At 29.2% G+C, this 22,549-nt stretch carries 25 protein-coding genes; 17 read left to right on the top strand and 8 right to left on the bottom strand.

The features are described 5' to 3' along the window. The first annotated feature begins 3 nt into the window (after positions 1-3). Genes SAR11_RS03600 through rsmA form a run of 3 tightly spaced genes read left to right on the top strand, consistent with a single transcriptional unit; the run spans position 4 to position 2,665 of the window. On the top strand, positions 4-921 hold the full coding sequence (locus SAR11_RS03600; protein WP_006997201.1) for a peptidylprolyl isomerase: 918 nt from the start codon (positions 4-6) through the stop codon (positions 919-921). After that, positions 914-1,876, top strand: coding sequence for a 4-hydroxythreonine-4-phosphate dehydrogenase PdxA (gene pdxA, locus SAR11_RS03595; RefSeq protein WP_011281885.1), 963 nt, complete (start codon positions 914-916; stop codon positions 1,874-1,876). Before SAR11_RS03600 ends, pdxA begins: the two co-directional genes overlap by 8 nt. Beyond that, positions 1,877-2,665 carry a 16S rRNA (adenine(1518)-N(6)/adenine(1519)-N(6))-dimethyltransferase RsmA gene (gene rsmA / locus SAR11_RS03590; RefSeq protein WP_011281884.1) on the top strand — a complete coding sequence of 263 codons (789 nt, stop codon included), beginning with the start codon at positions 1,877-1,879 and terminating at the stop codon, positions 2,663-2,665. It begins immediately after the preceding gene. Here rsmA and gmk read toward each other — a convergent pair. From gmk to fabD, 4 genes are read right to left on the bottom strand one after another with little or no spacing between them, the layout of a single operon-like run. Continuing rightward, complete coding sequence (gmk, locus tag SAR11_RS03585) at positions 2,654-3,286, bottom strand: guanylate kinase (protein WP_011281883.1); 633 nt, start codon at positions 3,284-3,286, stop codon at positions 2,654-2,656. The two genes, rsmA and gmk, sit on opposite strands and share 12 nt — an antisense overlap. A gap of 7 nt (positions 3,287-3,293) precedes the next feature. Continuing rightward, positions 3,294-3,533 (bottom strand): acyl carrier protein, encoded by a 240-nt coding sequence (locus SAR11_RS03580; protein ID WP_006997205.1) that lies wholly within the window; start codon positions 3,531-3,533, stop codon positions 3,294-3,296. A 48-nt stretch (positions 3,534-3,581) separates the two neighbouring features. Continuing rightward, entirely contained in the window at positions 3,582-4,319 is a 738-nt protein-coding gene (fabG, locus tag SAR11_RS03575; RefSeq protein ID WP_011281882.1) for a 3-oxoacyl-[acyl-carrier-protein] reductase, read from the bottom strand. Then, positions 4,312-5,244: an ACP S-malonyltransferase gene (gene fabD / locus SAR11_RS03570; RefSeq protein ID WP_011281881.1), complete on the bottom strand. Its 933-nt coding sequence runs from the start codon at positions 5,242-5,244 to the stop codon at positions 4,312-4,314. Before fabD ends, fabG begins: the two co-directional genes overlap by 8 nt. Before the next feature lie 86 nt (positions 5,245-5,330). Between fabD and rpsF the strand changes: the two genes are divergently transcribed. From rpsF to SAR11_RS03515, 11 genes are all read left to right on the top strand, one after another. Further along, positions 5,331-5,696, top strand: a complete 366-nt coding sequence (gene rpsF, locus SAR11_RS03565) for a 30S ribosomal protein S6 (RefSeq protein WP_006997208.1) — start codon at positions 5,331-5,333, stop codon at positions 5,694-5,696. 2 nt (positions 5,697-5,698) lie between these two features. Next, positions 5,699-5,977 (top strand): 30S ribosomal protein S18, encoded by a 279-nt coding sequence (gene rpsR, locus SAR11_RS03560; protein WP_006997209.1) that lies wholly within the window; start codon positions 5,699-5,701, stop codon positions 5,975-5,977. Continuing rightward, a complete protein-coding gene (gene rplI, locus SAR11_RS03555) occupies positions 5,978-6,436 on the top strand; it encodes a 50S ribosomal protein L9 (protein ID WP_006997210.1) in 459 nt (152 codons plus the stop codon). A gap of 67 nt (positions 6,437-6,503) precedes the next feature. Next, positions 6,504-7,922 carry a replicative DNA helicase gene (locus SAR11_RS03550; protein ID WP_006997211.1) on the top strand — a complete coding sequence of 473 codons (1,419 nt, stop codon included), beginning with the start codon at positions 6,504-6,506 and terminating at the stop codon, positions 7,920-7,922. Positions 7,923-7,943: 21 nt separating this feature from the next. Continuing rightward, entirely contained in the window at positions 7,944-10,328 is a 2,385-nt protein-coding gene (locus tag SAR11_RS03545; RefSeq protein WP_011281880.1) for an efflux RND transporter permease subunit, read from the top strand. A 7-nt stretch (positions 10,329-10,335) separates the two neighbouring features. After that, positions 10,336-10,881 (top strand): CvpA family protein, encoded by a 546-nt coding sequence (locus SAR11_RS03540; protein ID WP_006997213.1) that lies wholly within the window; start codon positions 10,336-10,338, stop codon positions 10,879-10,881. After that, positions 10,835-12,316: an amidophosphoribosyltransferase gene (purF, locus tag SAR11_RS03535; RefSeq protein ID WP_011281879.1), complete on the top strand. Its 1,482-nt coding sequence runs from the start codon at positions 10,835-10,837 to the stop codon at positions 12,314-12,316. Before SAR11_RS03540 ends, purF begins: the two co-directional genes overlap by 47 nt. Positions 12,317-12,397: 81 nt before the next feature. Then, the gene (locus SAR11_RS03530) at positions 12,398-13,693 is read left to right on the top strand and encodes a glutamate--cysteine ligase (protein WP_011281878.1); all 1,296 of its coding nucleotides are present in this window, start codon (positions 12,398-12,400) and stop codon (positions 13,691-13,693) included. Next, positions 13,683-14,612 (top strand): glutathione synthase, encoded by a 930-nt coding sequence (gene gshB, locus SAR11_RS03525; protein ID WP_006997216.1) that lies wholly within the window; start codon positions 13,683-13,685, stop codon positions 14,610-14,612. The genes SAR11_RS03530 and gshB overlap by 11 nt, the downstream gene beginning before the upstream one ends. Beyond that, positions 14,609-15,469, top strand: a complete 861-nt coding sequence (locus tag SAR11_RS03520) for a DMT family transporter (RefSeq protein WP_011281877.1) — start codon at positions 14,609-14,611, stop codon at positions 15,467-15,469. The genes gshB and SAR11_RS03520 overlap by 4 nt, the downstream gene beginning before the upstream one ends. Positions 15,470-15,527: 58 nt before the next feature. After that, a complete protein-coding gene (locus SAR11_RS03515) occupies positions 15,528-16,850 on the top strand; it encodes an MFS transporter (protein ID WP_011281876.1) in 1,323 nt (440 codons plus the stop codon). Between the two features lie 24 nt (positions 16,851-16,874). On the opposite strand, the gene SAR11_RS03510 is transcribed toward SAR11_RS03515, so the two are convergent. After that, entirely contained in the window at positions 16,875-18,056 is a 1,182-nt protein-coding gene (locus SAR11_RS03510) for an NAD(P)/FAD-dependent oxidoreductase (RefSeq protein ID WP_006997219.1), read from the bottom strand. A gap of 16 nt (positions 18,057-18,072) precedes the next feature. Then, on the bottom strand, positions 18,073-18,279 hold the full coding sequence (locus tag SAR11_RS03505) for a SlyX family protein (RefSeq protein ID WP_041185783.1): 207 nt from the start codon (positions 18,277-18,279) through the stop codon (positions 18,073-18,075). Between the two features lie 90 nt (positions 18,280-18,369). Between SAR11_RS03505 and SAR11_RS03500 the strand changes: the two genes are divergently transcribed. From SAR11_RS03500 to SAR11_RS03490, 3 genes are all read left to right on the top strand, one after another. After that, positions 18,370-18,855, top strand: coding sequence for a YajQ family cyclic di-GMP-binding protein (locus SAR11_RS03500; RefSeq protein WP_011281874.1), 486 nt, complete (start codon positions 18,370-18,372; stop codon positions 18,853-18,855). Between the two features lie 279 nt (positions 18,856-19,134). After that, on the top strand, positions 19,135-20,067 hold the full coding sequence (locus SAR11_RS03495) for a polysaccharide lyase (protein ID WP_011281873.1): 933 nt from the start codon (positions 19,135-19,137) through the stop codon (positions 20,065-20,067). Between the two features lie 93 nt (positions 20,068-20,160). Next, entirely contained in the window at positions 20,161-20,388 is a 228-nt protein-coding gene (locus SAR11_RS03490; protein ID WP_041185782.1) for a hypothetical protein, read from the top strand. Here SAR11_RS03490 and SAR11_RS03485 read toward each other — a convergent pair. Next, positions 20,381-21,433 carry a threonine aldolase family protein gene (locus tag SAR11_RS03485; RefSeq protein WP_011281871.1) on the bottom strand — a complete coding sequence of 351 codons (1,053 nt, stop codon included), beginning with the start codon at positions 21,431-21,433 and terminating at the stop codon, positions 20,381-20,383. The genes SAR11_RS03490 and SAR11_RS03485 overlap by 8 nt on opposite strands. A gap of 2 nt (positions 21,434-21,435) precedes the next feature. Next, the gene (locus tag SAR11_RS03480; RefSeq protein WP_011281870.1) at positions 21,436-22,548 is read right to left on the bottom strand and encodes a serine/threonine protein kinase; all 1,113 of its coding nucleotides are present in this window, start codon (positions 22,546-22,548) and stop codon (positions 21,436-21,438) included. Position 22,549: the final 1 nt, after the last annotated feature.

Genomic DNA, 22,549 nt, shown 5'->3' with positions numbered 1-22,549 from the left:
TATATGAAAAAGAAAATTTTAATATTTTTATTTGTCATAATATGTTTTCATGCTCAATCAATTGAAACAAAAATAATTCATAATATTCAAGACGAAATTATAACTAACATTGATATTAAAAATGAATTTAAATATCTTGTGGCTCTAAATAATTCTTTAAAAGAGTTAGATCAAGAAAAGATATTAAATATTTCTAACGAATCAATAATAAGAGAGAAGATAAAAAAAATAGAAATATCAAAAAATTTTAAAGAAATAAAATTAAATGAAGACTATTCTGAACTTTTACTAAAAAATATTTATTCAAGGTTAAATCTAAAATCAATAAATGAATTTGAAATTTATTTAAAAGATTATGATTTAAAAATAAGTGATATCGAAAAAAAAATTACTATTGATGCTTTGTGGAATGAACTAATTATAAAAAAATATTCATCTAAAGTTGTAATTAATGAGGCTGTATTAAAAGAAGAGCTTCTAAAAAATAACAAAATTGAATCAAAAGAATATCAATTATCTGAAATTATCTTTGAAGTTAAAAACAAAGAAGAGATCGAAAAAAAATATAAAGAAGTTGTTAAAAGCATAAATGAAATAGGTTTTGAAAATAGTGCTGCAACATATAGTTTTTCTGATTCAGCTAAAATTGGTGGTGATATTGGTTGGATCAATGAAAATTCACTTAATAATAATATTAGAAAAAATATAAGCAGCTTAAAAGTGGGAGAATTTACAAAACCTATAATTTTATCAAACGGTATATTAATATTAAAATTAATAAATATAAAAAGTTCTGAAACTACTATTGATATTGAAAATGAATTAAAAAAAGCAATTAACTATGAACGTAACAGACAGTTGAATCAATATTCAAAAATTTATTATAACAAGATCAAAAAGAATCTCGATTTTAATGGGTAAGGAACCAATAATAATAGTGGGTGGAGAGCCCAACAGTATTTTTTTAGAAATTTTTTTTAAAAGTTTAAAAACTAATATTTATAAGTCACCCTTAATAATCATTATTTCTAAAAAATTACTTCAAGAACAGATGAAAAAATTAGATTTTTATTTCAAAATAAATGATATTGACAAGGAGTTAAAAGATTTCTCCAAACTAACTAATAAAAAAATTAATTTAATTAATGTTGATTATAAATTTAAAAAATGCTTTGAAAAAATTACTAGTAAGTCAAATAAGTACATAGATGAAACTTTTAAAGTTGCTTTAAATTTTATGAAACAAAATAATTTATCCAAATTTATCAATGGTCCTGTTTCCAAAAAGTCTTTTTTAAAAGGTAAAACTTTAGGTATCACTGAATATCTTGCAAAGAAAACCAAAAAAAAAGATGTTGCAATGTTAATATTTAATAAAAATTTATCTGTTAGTCCTCTTACAACCCATCTTGCTTTAAAAGATGTTCATAAAAAAATAACAAAACAAAAAATATATACTCAAGTTAACCTGATTAATAAATTTTATAAAACAAAATTTAATAAACTACCAAGGATTGCAATAACTGGGTTAAATCCCCACTGTGAAAGTAATTTTCAAAATTCTGAAGAGGATAAAGTTATAATTCCAGCTATTAAGAAATTACGATTAAAAAATAATAAAATTAATGGTCCATTTCCAGCTGATACTATCTTTACAAAATTTTTATTAAAGAAATATGATGTAATTATTGGTATGTATCATGATCAAGTACTTTCTCCTATGAAGGCTTTATTTGGTTTTGATGCAATTAATATTACTTTAGGTCTACCATTTACTCGAATCTCTCCAGATCATGGTCCAAATTATTCAATGTTGGGTAAAAATTTATCTGATCCAAAAAGCTTAATTCAGGCCTTAAAGTTTTTGGATAAATAAGTGTTCGTAAAAGCAAAAAAAAGCCTTGGACAAAACTTCTTAATAGATAGAGAGGTGCTTGAAAAAATTGTATCCATAACCGATATTACTAACAAGGAAGTCTTGGAAATTGGACCAGGTAGTGGAAATCTAACCACATACATTTTAAAAAAAAAACCAAAGAAACTCTATGTTGTAGAAAAAGATGATGATTTAGCCATATTACTAAAGGAAAAGTTTGATACGGAAATTAAAATCATCAATGATGATATCTTAAAAGTATCTGAAAGTACTATCTCGGATCAAAAACTATCTGTCTTTGGTAATTTACCTTATAACATATCAACAGAAATCTTATCTAAATGGATTCTTAATATTGGCTCAAATTTTTGGTTCGATAGTCTCGTTTTAATGTTCCAAAAAGAAGTTGCTGATAGAATTATATCTGAATTTAATAACTCTAATTATGGCAGACTATCCATTTTATCTAGCTGGAAATTAAATGTAAAAAAGATATTAGACATTAAACCACAAAGCTTTTCACCAAGACCTAAAATAGATAGTTCTTTACTTTTATTCACTCCCAAAGAAAATTTTTTTAAATTAAAGGATCCTAAAAACCTTGAAAAAATTACTAGAATATTCTTCAGCCAAAGAAGAAAAATGTTAAAAAAACCCTTTAACCAAGTTTTTGATAATGGAAAAGAAGTTGCAGAAAAATTCGGTATTGATCTTAATCTTAGACCTCAAAACCTTGAGCCAGATGTATATTTTAAACTTGTAAAAGAATATGAAGATTTAAGAGGTTAGTTTTTCAACATGTTTTCTAATGAAATCTTTATCATAGTCTTTCGAACCATTGTTAATTTCAGCATCAATTAAACTGCTAATTTTAGAATAACACTCTTCTAGATCATCATTAATAATTACATAATCATAATTAATCCAATGCAAAACATCTCTACTAAACTCTTTCATACGTTCTTCTACTATCAGTTTATCTTTCATGTCTCTATTTGATAGTCTTTCAAATAGTATCTCTTTACTAGGAGGTAAAATAAAAAAAGTAATTAATTTATAATTTAATTTTTTATTCTTGATTTGATCAGCTCCTTGCCAATCAATATCAAATATTACATTTTCACCTTTTTCTAATTTTTCAATTACTGGTGTTCTAGTTGTTCCATAAAGATGATTAAATACTTTTGCGTACTCTAAGAATTCTTCATTTTTTATTAAATTTTCAAATTTATCATGATCAACAAAGTAATAATCTTTGTCTGCAATTTCGTTTAGTCTAGGTTTTCTTGTGGTATGAGAAATAGAAATATGAAAATTTTTATTCTTAGAGAGCAGTTTTACTAAAGTTGTTTTACCTGCCCCAGATGGGGATGATAAAATTACCATTATCCCATCTTTTTTTATGGACATTTAATTTCTAGTTTGCTTTTCCTGCTATAAAGTTAACAGCGTCACCTACAGTAAGAATTTTTTCAGCTTCACTATCTGAAATTTCTGAACCAAATTCCTCTTCAAAAGCCATTACTAACTCAACTGTATCTAAACTATCTGCTCCAAGATCGTCTATGAAGCTTGAATCGTCTAATACTTTAGCTTCATCAATACCTAAGTGATCTGCTACAATTTTTTTAACTTTGCTTGAAATATCTTCTGACATAATGTTCCTTTTTGTTATATTTCGTTAATAGTTCAAAAAGTAGTTTTGTCAACCCAAATACATGCCTCCATTAACATGCAATGTTTCTCCATTAATATAGTCTGACTGATCTGAGCTTAAGAAATTAACTGCATTAGCAATATCTTCAGGTTTACCCAGTCTATTAGATGGAATTTTAGCAATTATTGTTTCTTTAAATTTTTCATCTATTTGATCTGTCATAGCAGTGCTTATAAAGCCTGGGGATATGCAATTAACATTAATATTTTTTTTTGCATATTCAATAGCTAAGCTTTTTGACATTGCAACTATACCTGCTTTAGATGCAGTATAGTTTGCTTGTCCAACATTACCAGTATGCCCAACAACAGAGGTTATATTGATAATTTTTCCAGATTTATTTTTAAGCATTTTTTTAATCGAATATTTACACATTAGAAATGTAGAGGTTAAATTAATATTTATAACTTTTGACCACTCTTCTAAGCTCATTCTAATAGTTAAATTATCTTTTGTAATGCCTGCATTATTAACAATGCAATCTAAGGATCCACCTAGTTCTTTGGTAGCATTTTCTATAAATTCTTCGATTTTATCATGTTGAGAAATATCAAATTTAAGTATTTTTATATTATTAAATTTTTCTTTTAACTCTTCTAGTTTTTCAATTCTTGTACCAGTAGCTAAAATATTTGCACCATTTTGGTTTAACTTCTCAACTATTGAATTGCCAATTCCACCTGAAGCACCTGTGACTATAATATTTTTATCTTTTAAACTACTCATTGATATTAATTAACTTTATATCCTCTTCTGAATTTATTGCACTAACTTTAACATTTTTGTCAATTCTCTTTATTAATCCAGATAAAACTTTGCCTGGTCCTATTTCAATAAACTCTGTAACACCCTTCTCAATCATTAACAAAACACTCTCACGCCAACGAACACTACTTTCAATTTGCTTAACTAGTAATTCTTTTAGTTCATTCGAATTAGATATTTCTTTTCCTGTTACATTTGAAATAAGGATGTTTTTAGGTTCATTAAAATTTAATTTTGCTATTTCTTCTTTCATTACAAGTGTTGCGTTATTCATCAATTTACAATGAAACGGAGCACTAACTGGTAATTTAATATTTTTAATATTTGAAGCTTTCAAATCAACCATAATTTTCTCTAGGTCTTCAATTTTTCCACTTAAAACGATCTGACCTACAGAATTGTCATTTGCAATAAAGCATTCGTATTTATCTTTATTCTCATCAATAATTTTTTTTATTATTTCAATTTCAGAACCCAAAACTGCAACCATTCCACCCACTCCTTTTGGAACAGAGTTTTGCATCGCATTACCTCTAATTTTTAAAATCTTTAAAGTATCTGAAAATGACAATGACCCTGCTGCGGTTAGTGCAGAGTACTCTCCTAAAGAATGTCCTGCATAAAATTTTGCTTTATCTAAATCAATTTTAAACTCTTCTTTAATTAACTTAAATATTGAGTAACTCAGCAAAAATATTGCTGGCTGTGTATTTTCAGTTAAGTCTAATTCTTCCTTAGGACCATTTAAAATAAGATTTGATAGTGAGAAACCAAGAGTTTCATCTGCTTCCTTGAATAGATCTTGAACTAAGCTATATTTAGCATGTAGGTCTTTACCCATTCCTACTAATTGTGAGCCTTGACCTGGAAAAATAACAGAAAACATTTAAATATCTAAAATTTATTATGGTTTTAAGTGTTGTAATTCAATAATTATAATAGTATATCCTCACTTTTTATTAAAGAACAATTATGAATTTATACGAACACACAATAGTTGCTAGACAAGATACCAGCCCAGCGCAAGTTAAGCAATTAACTGAAAAATATTCTAAAATAGTTGAAAAAAATGAAGGAGAAATAGTACAAACTGAAGATTGGGGTTTGTTAAATTTAGCTTACATTATTAAAAAGAATAAAAAGGGTATCTATATGCACTTTAAGATTAAAGGTCCTGGAAAAATTATTGATGAATTAGAAAAAAATGAAGCAATTGATAAAAATCTTCTAAGATATATGACAGTTAAAGTTAAAAAGTTTAATTTAGAGGCTAAATATTTTTCAAAGAAAGATGAATACGAAAAAAAAGAATATAAAAAAGAATATAATAGAGACTAATTATGCCATCAAAAAAAAGAGCAGGAAATAAAAAGAAAGGTAGTCAAAGTAATTTTGCAAAGCTAAGCATCTTTCAGCCTAATAAATATAAATTTAAGAAAACTTGCCCTTTATCTGCTAAGGGTGCTCCAGAAGTTGATTATAAAAACATCAGATTGTTAAAAAAATATATGTCTGAAAATGGTAAAATTTTACCATCAAGAATTACGAATGTTTCACAAAAAAAACAAAGAGAGCTATCTCTGTCTATTAAGAGAGCTAGAAATTTAGCGTTAATTTAAATGAAAGTTATACTTTTAGAAAACTTAAGAAGAATTGGATCTATTGGAGAAATCATAGATGTTAAAAGAGGGTTTGCCAGAAACTTCTTAATATCAAATAAAAAAGCTCTTTATGCTTCAAAAGAAAATATTGCAGAAGTTGAAAAGATTAAATCTGAGCTAAGTAAAAAAGATACTGAAAAGAAAAAAGAAGCTCAAAAAATTTCTGAACAAATTAACAATAAAGAATACGAAATTAAAAAATTAAGCACTGAAAATAAAGAATTGTATGGATCAGTTAAACCAACTGAAATTTCAAAACTGATATTAGAAAATGACAAACTAGATATTAAACCTTCAATGATACAACCAATAACTGAAATTAAATCAATTGGTAAATTTAAGGTTAAAATTATTCTACACTCTGAAGTAGATTCTGAAATTACTATTAATGTAGTTACAGCTGATACTATTCAATAATTATACAATTTTTTCCCCAGCATATATTTTTTATTTTTTTAAATCTTAATTAAGATAAGATTTCTTCATGGAAAATAACCTCAGTCTAGTTAAAGATACTTTTAAAGAACTTCCAAACAATATTGAAGCAGAACAGGCTGTAATTGGATCAATACTAGTTCAAAATGAAACGTTTGATGAAATAAATACTATCGTTTCAAGTGTTAACTTTTATGACCCAATGCATCAAAGTATTTTTTCAGCAATTGAAAGCCTAATTTACAAAGGGATGCTTGCAAACCCCATAACTTTAAAAAATTATTTTGAAAATGAAAAAGACGAGTTAAATGTTCCTGAGTATTTAGTAAAAGTTACAAAATTTTCTACTCCTCCAAGACAAGCAATAGAATATTCAAGAATTATTTATGATATGTTCGTCAGACGAGAATTAATTAAAATATCTGAAAATACTATTGACGCTGCAAAACTAAATGCACTTGATGTTAATGGCCAAAATATAATTGAAAATTCAGAAAGGTTATTATTTGATCTTGCTGAAAAAGGTTCTTTCAATTCATCACTTATTAAATTTGATGAAGCGATGAAACAAACTATTGAGATGGCTTCAGCTGCTTATCAAAATGATGAGGGGATCGTTGGTGTACCTACTGGTCTAAGAGACCTAGATGATAGACTGGGTGGGCTTCATAATTCAGATTTAATTATTATTGCAGGTAGACCTTCAATGGGTAAGACTGCTTTAGCAACAAACATAGCTTTTAATGCTGCTCAAAAACTACAAGAAAGTGGAAAGAAATCTGCAGTAGCTTTCTTCTCATTAGAGATGTCTTCTGAACAATTATCAACTAGAATTTTAGCAGAACAATCTAGAATTAAATCAAACGATATAAGACGTGGAAGAATTTCTGATGAGCAATTTGATAAATTTATTGAGACATCAAAGAATATTTCTGAACTTCCTTTATATATAGATGAAACGCCAGCTATCAGTATTGCTGCTATGAGCAACAGAGCAAGACGTATTAAAAGATTATTTGGTTTAGACTTGATTGTTGTAGATTACATTCAATTGATGAGAGGATCTGGAAATAATAGAGATGGTAGAGTTCAAGAAATTTCTGAAATCACTCAAGGACTTAAGGCAATGGCAAAAGAACTTAAGCTTCCAGTAATTGCTCTATCACAGTTGTCAAGAGCAGTAGAACAAAGAGATGATCATAAGCCCCAGTTATCAGATTTAAGAGAGTCTGGATCAATTGAACAAGATGCTGACGTTGTAATGTTTGTATATAGAGAGGCCTATTACTTAGAGAGAAAAGAGCCTAGACCTGCAACTGTTGAGCATGCTGAATGGCAAGCAAAAATGAATGAAGTGTCAAATCTAGCAGAGCTTATTATTGGAAAACAAAGACACGGACCAACGGGTAATGTTATGGTAGAATTTGAAGCAATGTTTACCAAATTTAAAGATACTCAAATTAACTAATATCCAATATATTAGCTGTGAATGCTTTCTCTATTTTATCAAAATATTGTTTTAAAAAATCCTAAATCAATTTTTATATTACTGTTAATTACTCTCTTAAGTTTTGGGTATTTTTCTAAAGATTTTAGACTAGATGCCTCATCTGATACTTTGTTAATTGAAGGGGATCCTGATCTTGAATACTTGAAAGAAGTCACTGAAAGATATGGTTCTAAAGAGTTTTTAATCTTAACTTATTCTCCTAATGAGGGAATGGTTACTGAATCTTCTATTAATAATCTTTTAAGTTTAAAATATAAAATTCAAAGTCTAGATTGGGTTCATAGCGTTATTACACTACTTGATATCCCTTTATTAAATAATTCAGAAGCACCTCTTCAAGAAAGACTAGAAAGTTTTAAAACTTTAAAAGATGAAGGTGTTGATACTGAAAGAGGATTTAATGAAATATTAAATAGTCCAGTTTTTAGAAATTTTGTAATAAGTGAGGATGGTAAAACAAGTGGCATTATTGTTTATATAAAAAAAGATGAACTAAAAGATATTGAAAATAAATCAGCTCAAGAAATTGAAGAATATAAAGATACTTTAAAAAAGAAAAATCATGAAAATATCACCCAAATAAGAGAGGTTATTAAAACCTATGGAGATGTTGGAAAAATATACTTAGGTGGTATTCCAATGATCACAGATGATATGATGTCATTTATTAAAAGTGATATTATTGTTTTTGGTCTAGGAGTTCTTTTATTTATTATTGCTACTCTGTGGTTTATATTTAGAAAACTAATATGGATTATTGTTCCAATTAGTAGCTGCTTTTTTTCAGTTTTAATTATGACAGGTCTACTTGGTCTTTTAGGCTGGAAGGTTACTGTTATATCCTCAAACTTTATTGCTTTAATGTTAATTCTAACTATGGCAATGAATATTCATATGAGTACCCGGTTTCTACAATTAAGAGAAGATTTTCCAAATTTAGATAATTTAAAAATTATTATAATGACAACTAGTAAGATGTTTTGGCCTATTATTTATACAGTTCTTACAACTATATGCGCTTTTCTATCTTTAGTTTTTAGTGGCATAAAACCTATTATTGATTTTGGGTGGATGATGACTTTAGGATTAATAACTTCTTTTATAATCACATTTACTTTACTCCCTACTCTATTGAGCTTTATGTCTAGCAATAAAGTAAAAATTAAAGAAGATGCAGATTCTAAAATTACTTCTTTTTTTGGTAAAATTTCTATTAATAATAAAAGTATAATTTTTTTAGTAACAGGTTTGGTTGTCGTCTTAAGTGTTGTTGGAATAAGTAAGCTTGAAGTTGAAAATAGTTTTATAAATTACTTTAATAAAAATACTGAGATTTATAAAGGCATGAAACTTATTGATGAAAAACTAGGTGGCACGACACCTTTAGAAGTTATATTAAAATTTCCTGAAAATATCATAGTAGAGACTACCGAAGATGACGAATTTGAAAGCTGGGATGATGAAGGCAGTAAAGATGATGAAAAATACTGGTTTACAAAAGACAAAATTGAAAAAATTCAAAATGTTCATAATTATTTAGATAATCTTCCTGCAGTTGGAAAGGTTTTATCATTTAGTTCAATTATTGAAGTTGCTACACAATTAAATAATAACAAGCCCCTTGGAACCTTAGAAATGGGTGTGCTTTATTCAAAAATTCCAGAAACTATAAAAAAAGATATTATAGATCCTTATATATCCATAAAAGATAATGAGGCTAGGATAAGCCTTAGAATTATTGACTCACAGGATGGTTTAAGAAGAAATGATTTAATAAACCAAATAAACTATGACCTTGAAAATGAATTAAAACTTAGCAAAGAAGAATTTAAACTAGCGGGTGTTTTAATTTTGTTTAATAATTTACTCCAAAGCCTTTTTAAATCTCAAATACTCACATTGGGTTTAGTAATGGTTGGAATTTTTGCAATGTTTATGATTTTATTTAGAAATTTTAAACTATCTCTTATTGGTGTTGTTCCTAATTTTATTGCAGCTTTCTTTATTTTAGGAATTATTGGCCTGCTTGGAATACCCCTTGATATGATGACTATTACTATTGCTGCAATCACAATAGGAATAGCAGTAGACAATAGTATTCACTACATTTATAGGTTTAAAGAAGAGTTTTTAAAAATTAAAGACTATAATAAAACACTAAAAGTTTGTCACTCAACAGTGGGTGTTGCAATCCTAAATACTTCAATAACCATTGTCTTTGGGTTTTCAATTTTGGTTTTCTCTAAATTTATACCCACAATTTATTTTGGTGTGTTTACTGGTTTAGCAATGTTACTTGCAATGATTTCAGTATTAACTTTACTGCCCTCTCTTATTTTAATAAGTAAACCATTCGGAAAATAATATTATTATGCTTGATGCTTTAAAAGATTTTTATCAAGCAGTGTCTTTAATAGATCTAATATTTCTAATCATTACAATTTTTTCAGTTATCAAGTGTTATAGTAAAGGTTTTGTTTTAAGTTTATTGTCAGCTTCAAAATGGGTATTGGCTTATGTTGTAACTTTACTTCTTTTTCCAAAAGCTAAGCCTTATTTTAAAAATATAATTGATAGTGAATATGTTTTAGATATTGCGCTCGGCATAACTATCTTTATTTTAGTGATCTTTGTTATTCTTATTACAAATAAAGCCATTAGTAAGACGGTAAAATTTGTTGGTCTTGGAAGACTCGATTCCTTATTTGGGTTATTTTTTGGATTTATCCGAAGTTATGTAATCTGTATTTGTTTATTTTCAGCTATAGATATTGTGTATAATTATAGTAAATGGCCAATTAATACTGATAAATCATACGCCTTCCCATATATTGAAAAAGGTAGTAATTATTTATTGAAAGAGTTTCCAAATGAAAAAAACTATCAAGATTCCAAAGAAAAAATTCAAGATTTATAATCCCAAATTAAAAGAAGAATGTGGTGTCTTTGGCGTAAGTAACAATAAAGATTCAGCCGCACTAACCGCTTTAGGATTACATGCTCTGCAACATAGAGGTCAAGAAGGCTGTGGAATAGTAACATTTGATGGAAAAAAATATTACTCTGAAAAAAGATTTGGCTTAGTTGGAGATAATTTTAATAAAGAGAAAGTGTTAAATAGTTTACCTGGTGATTATGCTATTGGTCATAACAGATATAGTACAACTGGTGAAAACACTTTAAGAAATATACAGCCTTTTTTTGCAGATACAAATGCTGGAGGTATCGGTGTAGCTCATAATGGAAATTTAACTAATTCAATAACTCTTCGAAATAGATTGGTTCAAGATGGTGCAATATTTCATACTACATCTGACACAGAAACAATTGTTCAATTAATTGCTAAATCAAAAAGAAACAAAACAATTGATAAAGTTATAGATGCCATATTCCAAATACAAGGTGGTTACGCGCTTGTCATGCTAACACAAAATACTTTAATTGGTGTAAGAGATCCTCATGGTATCAGACCATTAGTAATTGGGAAAATCAAAGATAGCTATGTCTTTGCTTCTGAAACATGTGCACTAGATATAATTGGTGCAAAATATATTCGAGATGTAGAAAACGGTGAGGTTGTTTATATAGAGAATAATGAACTAAAAAGCATCAAACCCTTCCCTGCTAGAAAAGTTCGTCCGTGCGTTTTTGAGTATATTTATTTTGCAAGACCAGACAGTTTACTAAATGGTAAATCTGCTTATGAACATAGAAAACAATTTGGGATTGAACTTGCAAAAGAAAACAAAATCAAAGCAGATATTGTAGTTCCTGTACCAGACTCTGGTAATGCAGCAGCCCTTGGTTTTGCTCAACACTTAGGAATTAACTTTGAATTAGGTTTGATTAGAAATCATTATGTTGGTCGAACCTTTATTGAACCTAGTCAAAAAATTAGAAGTCTTGGTGTAAAATTAAAATTAAATGCAAATCAATCAACTATTAAGGATAAGATAATTATTTTAATAGATGACTCGCTTGTAAGAGGGACAACTTCTCATAAAATTGTGAAAATGTTATATGATGCAGGAGCCAAAGAAGTTCATGTAAAAATTGCCTGTCCAGAAATTAGGTTTCCTGATTTTTATGGTGTGGATACTCCTACTAAAAAAGAGTTACTTGCTGCAAATAAAACTAATGACGAAATTTGTGAATATATTGGTGCTAAATCATTAGATTTTTTATCCTTAGAAGGTGTTTATAGAGCAATGGGTTTTAACAAAAGAGATAATAATTATCCTCAATTAACAGATCATTATTTTACAGGTGAATATCCTGTTAAACCTATAGATGAATTAGGGGATGATAAGATCACTCAATTATCATTACTAAGCACCGCTTCAAATAACTAAAGCAACCAATACAAAATTTTCAAACAGAAGAGTTAAACATAAAGACTTTAAAATGAATTTTAAATCCTTATATATAAATCAATGATCACTCATAAAGAACATATTATCAAATATTTTGAGTCTGGAATTAAAGATGTTAAAAATTTTAAAATTGGCATTGAGCATGAAAAATTTTTATTTGATGAAAAAACAAACAAAAGAGTAGATTACCCTACTGTCCTAAAAATGTTTTCACTGCTAAGTGAATTTGGCTGGAAGCCAATAATGGAAAAAGAAAATATTATTGGATTACAGAAACAAGGAAAAAGTATTACTCTTGAGCCTGGAAATCAAATTGAGTTATCAGGTGATAAACTAAATAATATCCATGAAGCATGTGCTGAGTCTCATGATTATTTATTTGAGTTACAGCAAGTAACAAAAAAATTAAATTTAAAAATTGTTAGTGCTGGTTTTGATCCAATTTCAACCCTTAGTGAAGTTCCTAATAATCCAAAACAAAGATATCAAGTAATGACTAAGGATATGCCTAATGGTGGTTCTTTAAGCTTAGATATGATGTATAGAACTTGTGGTACGCAACTTAACTTGGATTACGATTCTGAAAAAGATTTTATTAAAAAGTTTAAGATAGTTAATTCTATAGTTCCAATATCTATTGCCCTTTTTGCAAATTCTTCAATAATTGAAAAAAAAAATAGTGGTTTCAGTTCTTATCGTTCTAAAGTTTGGCAAGAAACATCGAGAGGAGGTTTACCTGAAGTTTTTTTTGATAATATGGATTTTGAAAAATATGCAGATTTTTCAATAAACTTTCCTTTATTATTTATTCAAAACGAAAAAGAATATTTATCAGGAAGCAATTATTCATTTTCAGATTTCATGAATGGAAAAATTAGTGAAATTAACAACCGACTTCCAACTGAAGACGATTTAACCACTCACCTAAGTACAATTTTTACAGAAAATAGACTTAAGAAATATATAGAGTTAAGATCAATGGACACTTGTGGTTGGGATTGTTTGTGTTCTGGACCTGCTTTTAATACTGGAATATTATATGGAAATTTAGATGAGGCTTACGAATTAATTTCTAAGTGGGATAAGAATAAAATAATTAATGCCTACCTAGAAGCACCTAAAAAAGGGTTTAACACTGAGTTGATGGGAAAAGACCTATTACATTGGTCATCCTTGCTCCTTGGGATTTCTAGAAAAGGATTATTAAACAGAGACATTTTGAGTAAATCTAATGATAATGAGGCTAAGTTTTTAAATCACTTAGATAAACTGATTGATAATAAGACAACAAACGCAGATCATATGATAGATAAATTTTCTAAGAATGAAAATTTAAACGATTTATATGACAAATAAGATAGTTGCAATTCAAGGTGATCATCCTTCAAAACTAAAGCCTCTAACGGATACTAGTATATTTCTAGCCATTGAAGCACAAAGGTTAAAATACAAAATTTTTTATTATGAACCTAAAGACCTTTCAATTATTAACGATAAGGTCGTAGCGAATGGATTTTACGTAGAGTTTAATTATTCAAATAAGCGTTATTTTAAAATATTAAACCAACAAAAACTAGAACTTACACAATGTAAGTATATTTTGATACGGCAAGATCCTCCTTTTAATTTAGAATACATTTCAACAACTTACATTTTGGATAAGATAAAAAATAAAGTTAAAATTATTAATAATCCAACCTCTATTAGAAATATCTCTGAAAAATTATACTCAACATCTTTTCAAAAATATATGCCAGATACAATTTTCACAAAAGATATAAATGAAATTAATAAGTTTTTTTCTAAAAATAAAAAAATGATTATAAAACCTATTCATAGTTTTAGTGGAAATGATATTCACTTATTTCAAAATAAAATAAATAAGAAATTGATTATAAATTTTATAAAAAAACATGGACATATTATGTGTCAAAAGTTTTTACCAAAGATTAAGTTTGGAGATAAAAGAGTTTTTATAATTAATGGTAAAGTTTGCGGTGCGATCTCTAGAGTTCCAAAAAAAGGATCTTTTTTAAGCAACATGAGTAAAGGAGCGATACCTATCTCAGCTAAATTAACAAAATTAGAAAATAAAATTTCAAATATAATTGGTAAAGATCTTAAAAAAAATGACATCTATTTTTCTGGTATTGATTTTATCGACCAAAAATTAAATGGAGATATTAATGTAACCTCTCCTACAGGATTAAAATCTTTTTATGATCTTACAAGCATTAATCTTGCAAAAACATTTTGGAAAGGATTAAAAGCTTGAACAAATTATCCGACCAGCAAAAAGGATCTTTACTCGCATTTGTTGCAGTAATGTTTATTACTCCCGATAGTTTATTTATAAGACTTTCTAATGTTGATACTTGGGGGCTTGTTTTTTATCGAGGCCTTATTCCTTTCATCACTGTATTTTTAGGAATGTTATTAATTTATAAATTAAATTTCTTTAAAATGCTTTTTTCAAGTGGCTATCATGGCTTACTTTATATTGGTACTTTCTCTGTAACCAATATTACCTTTGTTGTTTCAATACAAAATACCAATGTTGCAAACACATTAGTTATGATTGCAATGGCTCCTATGTTATCTGCAGTGCTTGGTGCAATATTTTTAAAAGAATTACCTGATAGAAAAACATGGATTACAATATTTGTAACTTTTACTGCTGCTATTTATATATTCTACGATTCAATACAATTAGGTAACTTTTTTGGAGATATATTAGGCCTAATAACTGCTTTAGGTTTGGCAGTTGGAGCAGTTACTATTAGATCCGCAAAGGATAAAAACTTAATCCCAGCAGCTGTTGTTGGAAAATTAATTGTAGCAATGTTTGCACTTCTGTTCATTGAAAGCTTTGCACTAGTTGATAGTGATCTAATTATTGTTCCTTTAATGTGTGTTATGTGTGTTGCTATACCTTTTGTGCTAGTGACTATAGCTCCAAGGTTCATACCTGCAGCTGAAGTAAACCTATTCTTCTTACTAGAGACTATAATTGGTCCTATTTGGGTGTGGTTAATTATTAAAGAACAACCCAGCCTGGAGACTATCCAAGGTGGTGCTGTTATCATTACAGCAATTGCCATTCACTCTTTTATTAAACTAAGAAATTCATAATTTTATCATAATAAAGACTTGATTTACATCTAGATCGCAAATAAGTACGGTCAGTTTTATGAATAAAGTTTTAAAGAACTCTTGGGCATTGTTTTTAGGTATTGGGTTCTTAATGATGGCCTATGGATTTCAAGGGTCCCTATTAGGTGTAAGGGCTGTTCAAGAACAATTTAGTCTAACGGCAACTGGGTTTATGATGTCAGGTTATTTTGTTGGGTACTTTATAGGTGCAATGACAATTTCTAATCTTATTTCCAAAGTAGGTCATATTAGAGTTTTTGCAGCTTTTGCGTCTTTAGCATCTTTGGTTATCTTGGTTCACTCAATATTTATTAATCCTTATGTATGGTTTATTCTAAGAGTTTTAACAGGAATAAGTATGGTTTGTATTTATACTGTTGCTGAAAGTTGGTTGAATGACAGATCAAGCAATAAAAATAGAGGAAGTATTTTATCGATTTATATGGTTATTTTATATGGATCAATGGGTATAGGAATGTTTTTATTGAACTTTAGTAGACCTGAAAATTATCAACCCTTTATATTGGTTTCAATTATTACGTCTCTTGCCCTTATACCTATTCTCTTAACTAAAAAAAAACCACCTACATTTAAAAAAATTCAAGGTATGCCTTTAAAAGAACTTTATGAAACTTCACCATTTGGAATGGTAAGTGCTCTTTTTTATGGAACAATCCAGTCTGCACTATTTACATTGTTAGCAGTATATGCGGCCTCAATGAATTTTACTATTTTTCAAATATCACTTGTGACTTTTCTTTTAGCAATTTCTGGTGCTATCTCTCAATATCCTATTGGAAAACTTTCTGATAAATATGATAGGAGAAAAGTAATAATAATTTCAACATTTGGTGCATCTTTATTTGCTTTACTTGCTATTCTATCATCAGGTCAGATGTACTTACCTGGTGAACTTGCCACAAGTAAAGTATGGTTTTTTATTTTTTTAATTTTATTTTCAATTTGTAGCTTACCAATGTTCTCTTTGATTTGTGCGCACACTAATGACTATATACCAAAAGAAAAATTTGTAGCAGCTGGAGCTGGTATACAATTTACATTTGGCTTGGGTGCTATGAGTGGTCCATTCCTTTGTTCAATATTTATGAATATTGTTGGCTCTAATGGTTTTTTTGTATTTTTACTTTTCTTTCATGCTTTAATAGGTGTGTTTGGTATCTACAGAATGAGGGTTAGAGAAACAGTTGAAAATCCTGATTCTCAGTTCGTTGCTATGCCATCTACTATCACGCCAGCCGGAATCGAATTAAATCCTACTACCGAACATATTGATGAACCTTATTCTGATAAAGTAAAAGAAATACTGGATAGAAAAGGTGTTGAATATAAAAAAAACTGAGATAATTCCACCAATAACTAGTCTTTAAGCATATTGACCTGCCACATATCCAGAAGACCAAGCCCATTGAAAATTATAACCACCTAAATGACCAGTAACATCTACAACTTCTCCGATAAAAAATAATCCAGGGTGTTTATTGGACATCATTGTTTTAGAAGAAATTTCTTCAGTATCAATACCACCCAAAGTTACTTCAGCAGTTCTATAACCTTCGGTTCCTATTGGATTTATCACCCACGCGTTTATAGAATTACTCAAACTAGTTAATACTTTGTTGGATAATTCACATATATTTCCATTAACATTATTTTCATTACAAATTATATGAGCTAACCGTTTAGGGAGAATTTCAGAAACTATAATGCCTATATCTTGTTTAGGACTAGAGATCTTTCTATCATTTAGAAATTTATCTACATCAAGTTTTGGTGATAAATTAACTTTGATATTATCTCCTAATTTCCAATAAGAAGAGATCTGCAATATAGAAGGTCCGCTCAAACCTCTATGAGTAAATAACATTCCTTCCTCAAAAAAAGTTTTTTTAAATGAAACAACTGCTTCAACAGATAATCCAGTAAGTTCCTTACAAATTGCTAGTATTTTTTCACTAAATGTTAAAGGAACTAGTGCAGGTAATGTTTCAATAACTTTTAAACCAAATTTTTGAGCAATATCATAGCCAAATTTACTTGCTCCAATTTTTGGAATAGACAGACCGCCTGTTGCAATAATCAATGACTGACTGAAATATTTATCACTTCCAACAACTATAAAATAGTTATCATCTTGTTTGTCTATATCATCAATAGTTGTATCTTTTTTTAAAACTACTTTTGCCATCTCGCACTCTAAAAGTAGCATATCTATAATTTGTTGAGCACTTTCATCACAAAAGAGCTGTCCTAATTTTTTTTCATGAAATTTAATATTATGTTTCTTTATTAAATCTATGAAATTATTTTGGGTGTATTGTTTTAAAGCTGATATTACAAATTTAGGATTGTTTGAAATAAACTTACTAGGATGAGTATGTATGTTGGTAAAATTACATCGTCCACCACCCGATATTCTAATTTTTTCTCCTATCTTTTTTGCATGATCGACTAAAAGTACTTTTCGTCCCCGTTTGCCAGCTTCTATGGCACTCATCATACCAGCGGCACCCGCACCTACTACAATAACATCAAATTGTTCTGTCATGGATTAATAATAAAGTTTAATAATGTGGAGGTTTTTTATCAATCATAACCATACCCGCTTCATCACTGCTCTCTAATTCGTTAATTCTTTTTTCAAGATTTGAAACTTGTTTTTTTAAAACTGATACTTCTTTTTGTTGAGAATACACTTCATCACTCATTTGTGATATTTCATTTTGAAGAAAGCTAATCTGTTCTTCTAATTTTTTGACTAAATCTTCCATATAATTACAACTTAAAAGAGTTTCAAAATAAATCAAATAGTCAATTATGAAAATTTTTGTTAAGGTCAATTCATTATATAATAAAAAATTATGCCTTCATTTGATGTAATCAGTAAAGTTAGTTACCCAGAGTTTGATAACGCTCTTGCAAACTGCCTTAGAGAAATTGGTAATCGATTTGACTTTAAAGGACTTCATATCTCAATTGAAAGAAAAGATAAGATTATCACCACATTAGCTCCCGATGAGCTAAAATTAAAACAAGTTAATGAATTATTACAGGTTCATCTTATACGACGAAAGGTAGATCCAAGAGTATTATCAATCAAAAACTCAGAAAATGCTGCAGGTTCATCGATTAGACAGGTTAGTGAACTCCAAGAAGGTATTAGCCAAGAAAATGCAAAAAAAATTATTACTGAAATAAAAAAACTAAAACTTAAAATTCAGATTAAAATTCAAGGAGAAGAGTTACGCGCTGAAGGAAAAAAAAGAGATGACCTTCAAGAAGCAATGTCGGCAATAACTGCTATTGATATTGGTCTTCCCGTAGAATTTGTAAACTTTAGAGATTAATCTCACTTTGATGAACAAAGAAAACACAAGTAAACTCTGGAAAATGATACAGGAAGCTGGCAATTATTTACGGGATTAGAGGTTCAACCTATCCTGCATTAAGCTACACTATTCTACAGTACTTATGCGGATATTAAAAAATTAGCTTGAAATAAATCACTTAAAGACTCGTCAATTTAATTAAAAAACTCGATGCTAAACTCGATTTAAAATAGATAAATCAAATAGCTATTTTTAAAGCAAATAGACTCATTGTTCAGAATTTGTTAATCTTGGATTATGAAAAAAATAATTTTCTTACTAATTATAACCTTGTTATTTGCTAACAATTCCTATGCTAAAAAAAAATATTTTAAAGAAAATTATATTTTTAAACCAGATCAAAAAATAAAATGGTTAGAGGATGTAGGGACATGGTCCAAAAATTGGAGGACGCATGGATGGCAAAGTAATGCCCCTTGGGCTCTTCGATATTCAAAAGATATAGTTAGAGATGGAGAATATTCTCTTAGATTTGAAAAAAGAAAAGATGATTGTGGACCTAAAAAAAATAAAGGAGACTGTAAAAGAACTTCAGAAAAATGGATTGGAAGGTCTGAGATAATTATGGATTATCCAAAATCTATGGGGGAAACAGGAAATCAATGGTACTCATGGAGTATATATATTCCTAAGGAGAGCAATCGCCCAAAAAATATTGATGGCCAGATCATACTTGGACAATTCAAAACTCATAATAAACATTTATCCAAAACAAGGAAATATGTTGTAGGAGGTAAAAATAAAAATGATTCAAACTGTACAGAAATATCTCTAACAATACGTCTCAATAAAGACGGATTAATGTCAGACAGATCAGGTGTAACGTATTGTAATTCATGGCACAAAGATAATATATCTTTACACAAAAAATTTTATCAAAAGTTGGTAGATATCGATGATGTAAGAGGAAAATGGCACGATATCATATTACATGCAAACTGGACTGATAACGACGAAGGTTTTTTTAAGATTTGGGTTAATAGTGAATTAAAATTAGACCACAAAGGCAAAACCCTGAGCAAAGTCATGACTATAGATGGTAAAAAACATGGGCCAATGTTTAGGTTTGGAGTTTATAGCCAAAAATGGACAGGAACAACAATAGCCTATTATGACAGTATAAGCAGGGCGGACACCTGTGAAAAACTAATTAGATGTAACATTAAATAAAATTATTTTATTTGGAAAACATAACCATAGGATTTTATAGGATAACTCGATTTAAACTCGATTTAAAAGAGATGAAACAAAAAATGGGACAGTGTGAATAAAGAAAACGCAAGTAAACTGTGGAAAATGATACAGGAAGCTGGCGATTATTTACTAGGTCAGTTACCAAGCCATCCAAATCATCCTAAAGGAAGAAATCCCTACGCCCATGTTGCTCTATGTGTCAAAGAGAACTTTGAGAACTCTTATAAAGATATACCTGACGAACAATTTGATGAAGTTGTTAAATATATTGAATTTTTAAAACAAAATCCTAGTTAGATTTTTTTAAGGTCTCTAATAATTGATCCACATCACTCTCTTGAGTATTCCAGGCAGCAACTAATCTTACTGCTTGTCCATCAAGCTCATCTTCATTCATTTTGTAGCCTTCTGAATTTAAATGCTCAATCATATTTCTTGGAAATTTTGCAAAAACTTCGTTTGCTTCTGTTGGGTATGCTAGTTTGATACTATTATGTTTTGCTAATCCTTCACTTAATTTTTTTCCCATCTTATTTGCATGTCTTGCATTTCTTAGCCAGACATCATTTGAAATATATGCATCAAGCTGAGCAGATACAAAACGCATCTTAGACAATAAATGCCCTGCTCTTTTCATTAAAAAAGCAATATTACCAACTAGATCTTTATTAAAAAAAATAATTGCTTCAGCTGCAATACAACCATTCTTTGTTGCTCCAAATGATAAAACATCAATACCTGATTTCCAGGTCATTTCAGCAGGAGTACAATTTAATGCAGTTAAAGCGTTTGCAAATCGTGCTCCATCCATATGCATATTTAAATTATGCTTGTGCGTAATTTCAGAAATCTTTTTAATCTCATCTAATTGGTATACTTCTCCTGTTTCACAAACTTGAGTAATGCTTACTGAGGCAGGTTGAGTATGATGCACAATGCCTTTACCAGTAATAGACTGATCTAATTCTTCAGGTGTTATTTTTCCATTTATTCCATTTAAAGTAACTAATTTTCCACCCCCTGTATAAAACTCAGGTGCCCCACATTCATCTGTATTAATATGAGAAAGTTTATGACAATAAATATTACCATATGATGGTGTCATTGTTGCTAAAGCTAATGCATTAGCAGCCGTTCCTGATGCAGTTGGAAAAACAATTACATCTTTTTCAAATAGTTCTGAAAACTTCTTTTGTAATTCGGCTGATATTTGGTCATTACCGTATGGAGTGCTATCACCATCATTAGCTTTCAATACTGCATCTAATACCTCAGGACATGCGCCCGCTACATTATCAGAAGCAAATTTTATTCGCTCTCTTTTTGTTTTAACTGTTGCCATATTTATTGTTTTGGAAAATAATCTTTTAATTCACCTTCACGGTACACATCTGCTGTACAACAATGAAGACCTCCACCAAATGCATAAGCATCTCTTAATTCAACAGGGATTACTTCCATTCCTAATTTATCTAATTGTTCTGCCTGATATACTTCACTTTTTTCAACACAAACAGTTTTTGGATCCAATACTAGGACATTCATTGATAACCAAGTTGAAGAATAACATAATGGTGGTGGTTCATTATGTGCTGGTTGTGCGCTATCAATAATTTCCCATCCATTATTTTCAAATAATTTTCTTTGTTCTTTTGGTAGTCTTCTTTGAGGGTTGTTAATGATTAATCCTTCTTTAATAGGAGTAAAGGTTGCATCGATATGAATTGGATAAGGATCACCTGGAAAATTAACAGCATGAACTCTATGATCTTTAAAATGTCTTTTAAGCCAATCAATTCCTTTAAGATTGGTAGTAAATCCATGTTGAACTACTAAATCTTTTCCAAATCTTAAAACATCTGCTGCATCAAATAATGGTTCTTCTTCAGTTGTTACAAAAAACTTATCTTCAGTCCACTCTAATCTTTTTTGAATACCAATTTTATCTGATAAATAATCTTTCCTATAATCTGCATCAGTTAATCTTGGTTTTGGCGCAGACTCGTGTCTCATATTAGGGTCTTCATTATAATATTTCTGTAATAATGGTCGGTAACAAAGGTACTCAAACCATCTACATCTATAACTCATAGTGGCTTCTAAAATTTCACTACCCACAGTTAACAACACATCTCGTGGTGGCATGCAGCCAAACATTGTTTCCGCCTCCCAGTCTGGTGTAGATGTTTTTTGGCTAAAATCTATTGGGTCTGGTCTATCAACCTTGATACCTCTTTTTTCAAGCATGTTTGAAAAATTGTCTAAAAGTTCATTTGCCTTATCAACTGTATCTTTTGTTCTTGGTCCAAACTGACCTCGCATGTCACTGTCCTCTGGAACTTTTGCATCTAAAGCTGGTTCTGGTGCTGGAATACAAGTGCCATCAGCTTTGCCAACAATTACATGTTTTAAAGGATCCCATTCATTCCAACTATTAACTACAGTTTTTTCACTCATA

Source organism: Candidatus Pelagibacter ubique HTCC1062 (assembly GCF_000012345.1).
Lineage (GTDB): Bacteria > Pseudomonadota > Alphaproteobacteria > Pelagibacterales > Pelagibacteraceae > Pelagibacter > Pelagibacter ubiqueversans.
This window is presented reverse-complemented; position numbering and strand designations above follow the sequence as displayed.

What these genes read in the sequence shown, in the direction of transcription:
- SAR11_RS03600 (WP_006997201.1), top strand. Translation starts at nt 4, where the DNA reads ATGAAAAAGAAAATTTTAATATTTTTATTTGTCATAATATGTTTTCAT.
- pdxA (WP_011281885.1), top strand. Translation starts at nt 914, where the DNA reads ATGGGTAAGGAACCAATAATAATAGTGGGTGGAGAGCCCAACAGTATT.
- gmk (WP_011281883.1), bottom strand. Translation starts at nt 3,286, where the DNA reads ATGTCCATAAAAAAAGATGGGATAATGGTAATTTTATCATCCCCATCT.
- SAR11_RS03580 (WP_006997205.1), bottom strand. Translation starts at nt 3,533, where the DNA reads ATGTCAGAAGATATTTCAAGCAAAGTTAAAAAAATTGTAGCAGATCAC.
- fabG (WP_011281882.1), bottom strand. Translation starts at nt 4,319, where the DNA reads ATGAGTAGTTTAAAAGATAAAAATATTATAGTCACAGGTGCTTCAGGT.
- fabD (WP_011281881.1), bottom strand. Translation starts at nt 5,244, where the DNA reads ATGTTTTCTGTTATTTTTCCAGGTCAAGGCTCACAATTAGTAGGAATG.
- rpsF (WP_006997208.1), top strand. Translation starts at nt 5,331, where the DNA reads ATGAATTTATACGAACACACAATAGTTGCTAGACAAGATACCAGCCCA.
- rpsR (WP_006997209.1), top strand. Translation starts at nt 5,699, where the DNA reads ATGCCATCAAAAAAAAGAGCAGGAAATAAAAAGAAAGGTAGTCAAAGT.
- rplI (WP_006997210.1), top strand. Translation starts at nt 5,978, where the DNA reads ATGAAAGTTATACTTTTAGAAAACTTAAGAAGAATTGGATCTATTGGA.
- SAR11_RS03550 (WP_006997211.1), top strand. Translation starts at nt 6,504, where the DNA reads ATGGAAAATAACCTCAGTCTAGTTAAAGATACTTTTAAAGAACTTCCA.
- SAR11_RS03545 (WP_011281880.1), top strand. Translation starts at nt 7,944, where the DNA reads ATGCTTTCTCTATTTTATCAAAATATTGTTTTAAAAAATCCTAAATCA.
- SAR11_RS03540 (WP_006997213.1), top strand. Translation starts at nt 10,336, where the DNA reads ATGCTTGATGCTTTAAAAGATTTTTATCAAGCAGTGTCTTTAATAGAT.
- purF (WP_011281879.1), top strand. Translation starts at nt 10,835, where the DNA reads ATGAAAAAAACTATCAAGATTCCAAAGAAAAAATTCAAGATTTATAAT.
- SAR11_RS03530 (WP_011281878.1), top strand. Translation starts at nt 12,398, where the DNA reads ATGATCACTCATAAAGAACATATTATCAAATATTTTGAGTCTGGAATT.
- gshB (WP_006997216.1), top strand. Translation starts at nt 13,683, where the DNA reads ATGACAAATAAGATAGTTGCAATTCAAGGTGATCATCCTTCAAAACTA.
- SAR11_RS03515 (WP_011281876.1), top strand. Translation starts at nt 15,528, where the DNA reads ATGAATAAAGTTTTAAAGAACTCTTGGGCATTGTTTTTAGGTATTGGG.
- SAR11_RS03510 (WP_006997219.1), bottom strand. Translation starts at nt 18,056, where the DNA reads ATGACAGAACAATTTGATGTTATTGTAGTAGGTGCGGGTGCCGCTGGT.
- SAR11_RS03505 (WP_041185783.1), bottom strand. Translation starts at nt 18,279, where the DNA reads ATGGAAGATTTAGTCAAAAAATTAGAAGAACAGATTAGCTTTCTTCAA.
- SAR11_RS03500 (WP_011281874.1), top strand. Translation starts at nt 18,370, where the DNA reads ATGCCTTCATTTGATGTAATCAGTAAAGTTAGTTACCCAGAGTTTGAT.
- SAR11_RS03495 (WP_011281873.1), top strand. Translation starts at nt 19,135, where the DNA reads ATGAAAAAAATAATTTTCTTACTAATTATAACCTTGTTATTTGCTAAC.
- SAR11_RS03485 (WP_011281871.1), bottom strand. Translation starts at nt 21,433, where the DNA reads ATGGCAACAGTTAAAACAAAAAGAGAGCGAATAAAATTTGCTTCTGAT.
- SAR11_RS03480 (WP_011281870.1), bottom strand. Translation starts at nt 22,548, where the DNA reads ATGAGTGAAAAAACTGTAGTTAATAGTTGGAATGAATGGGATCCTTTA.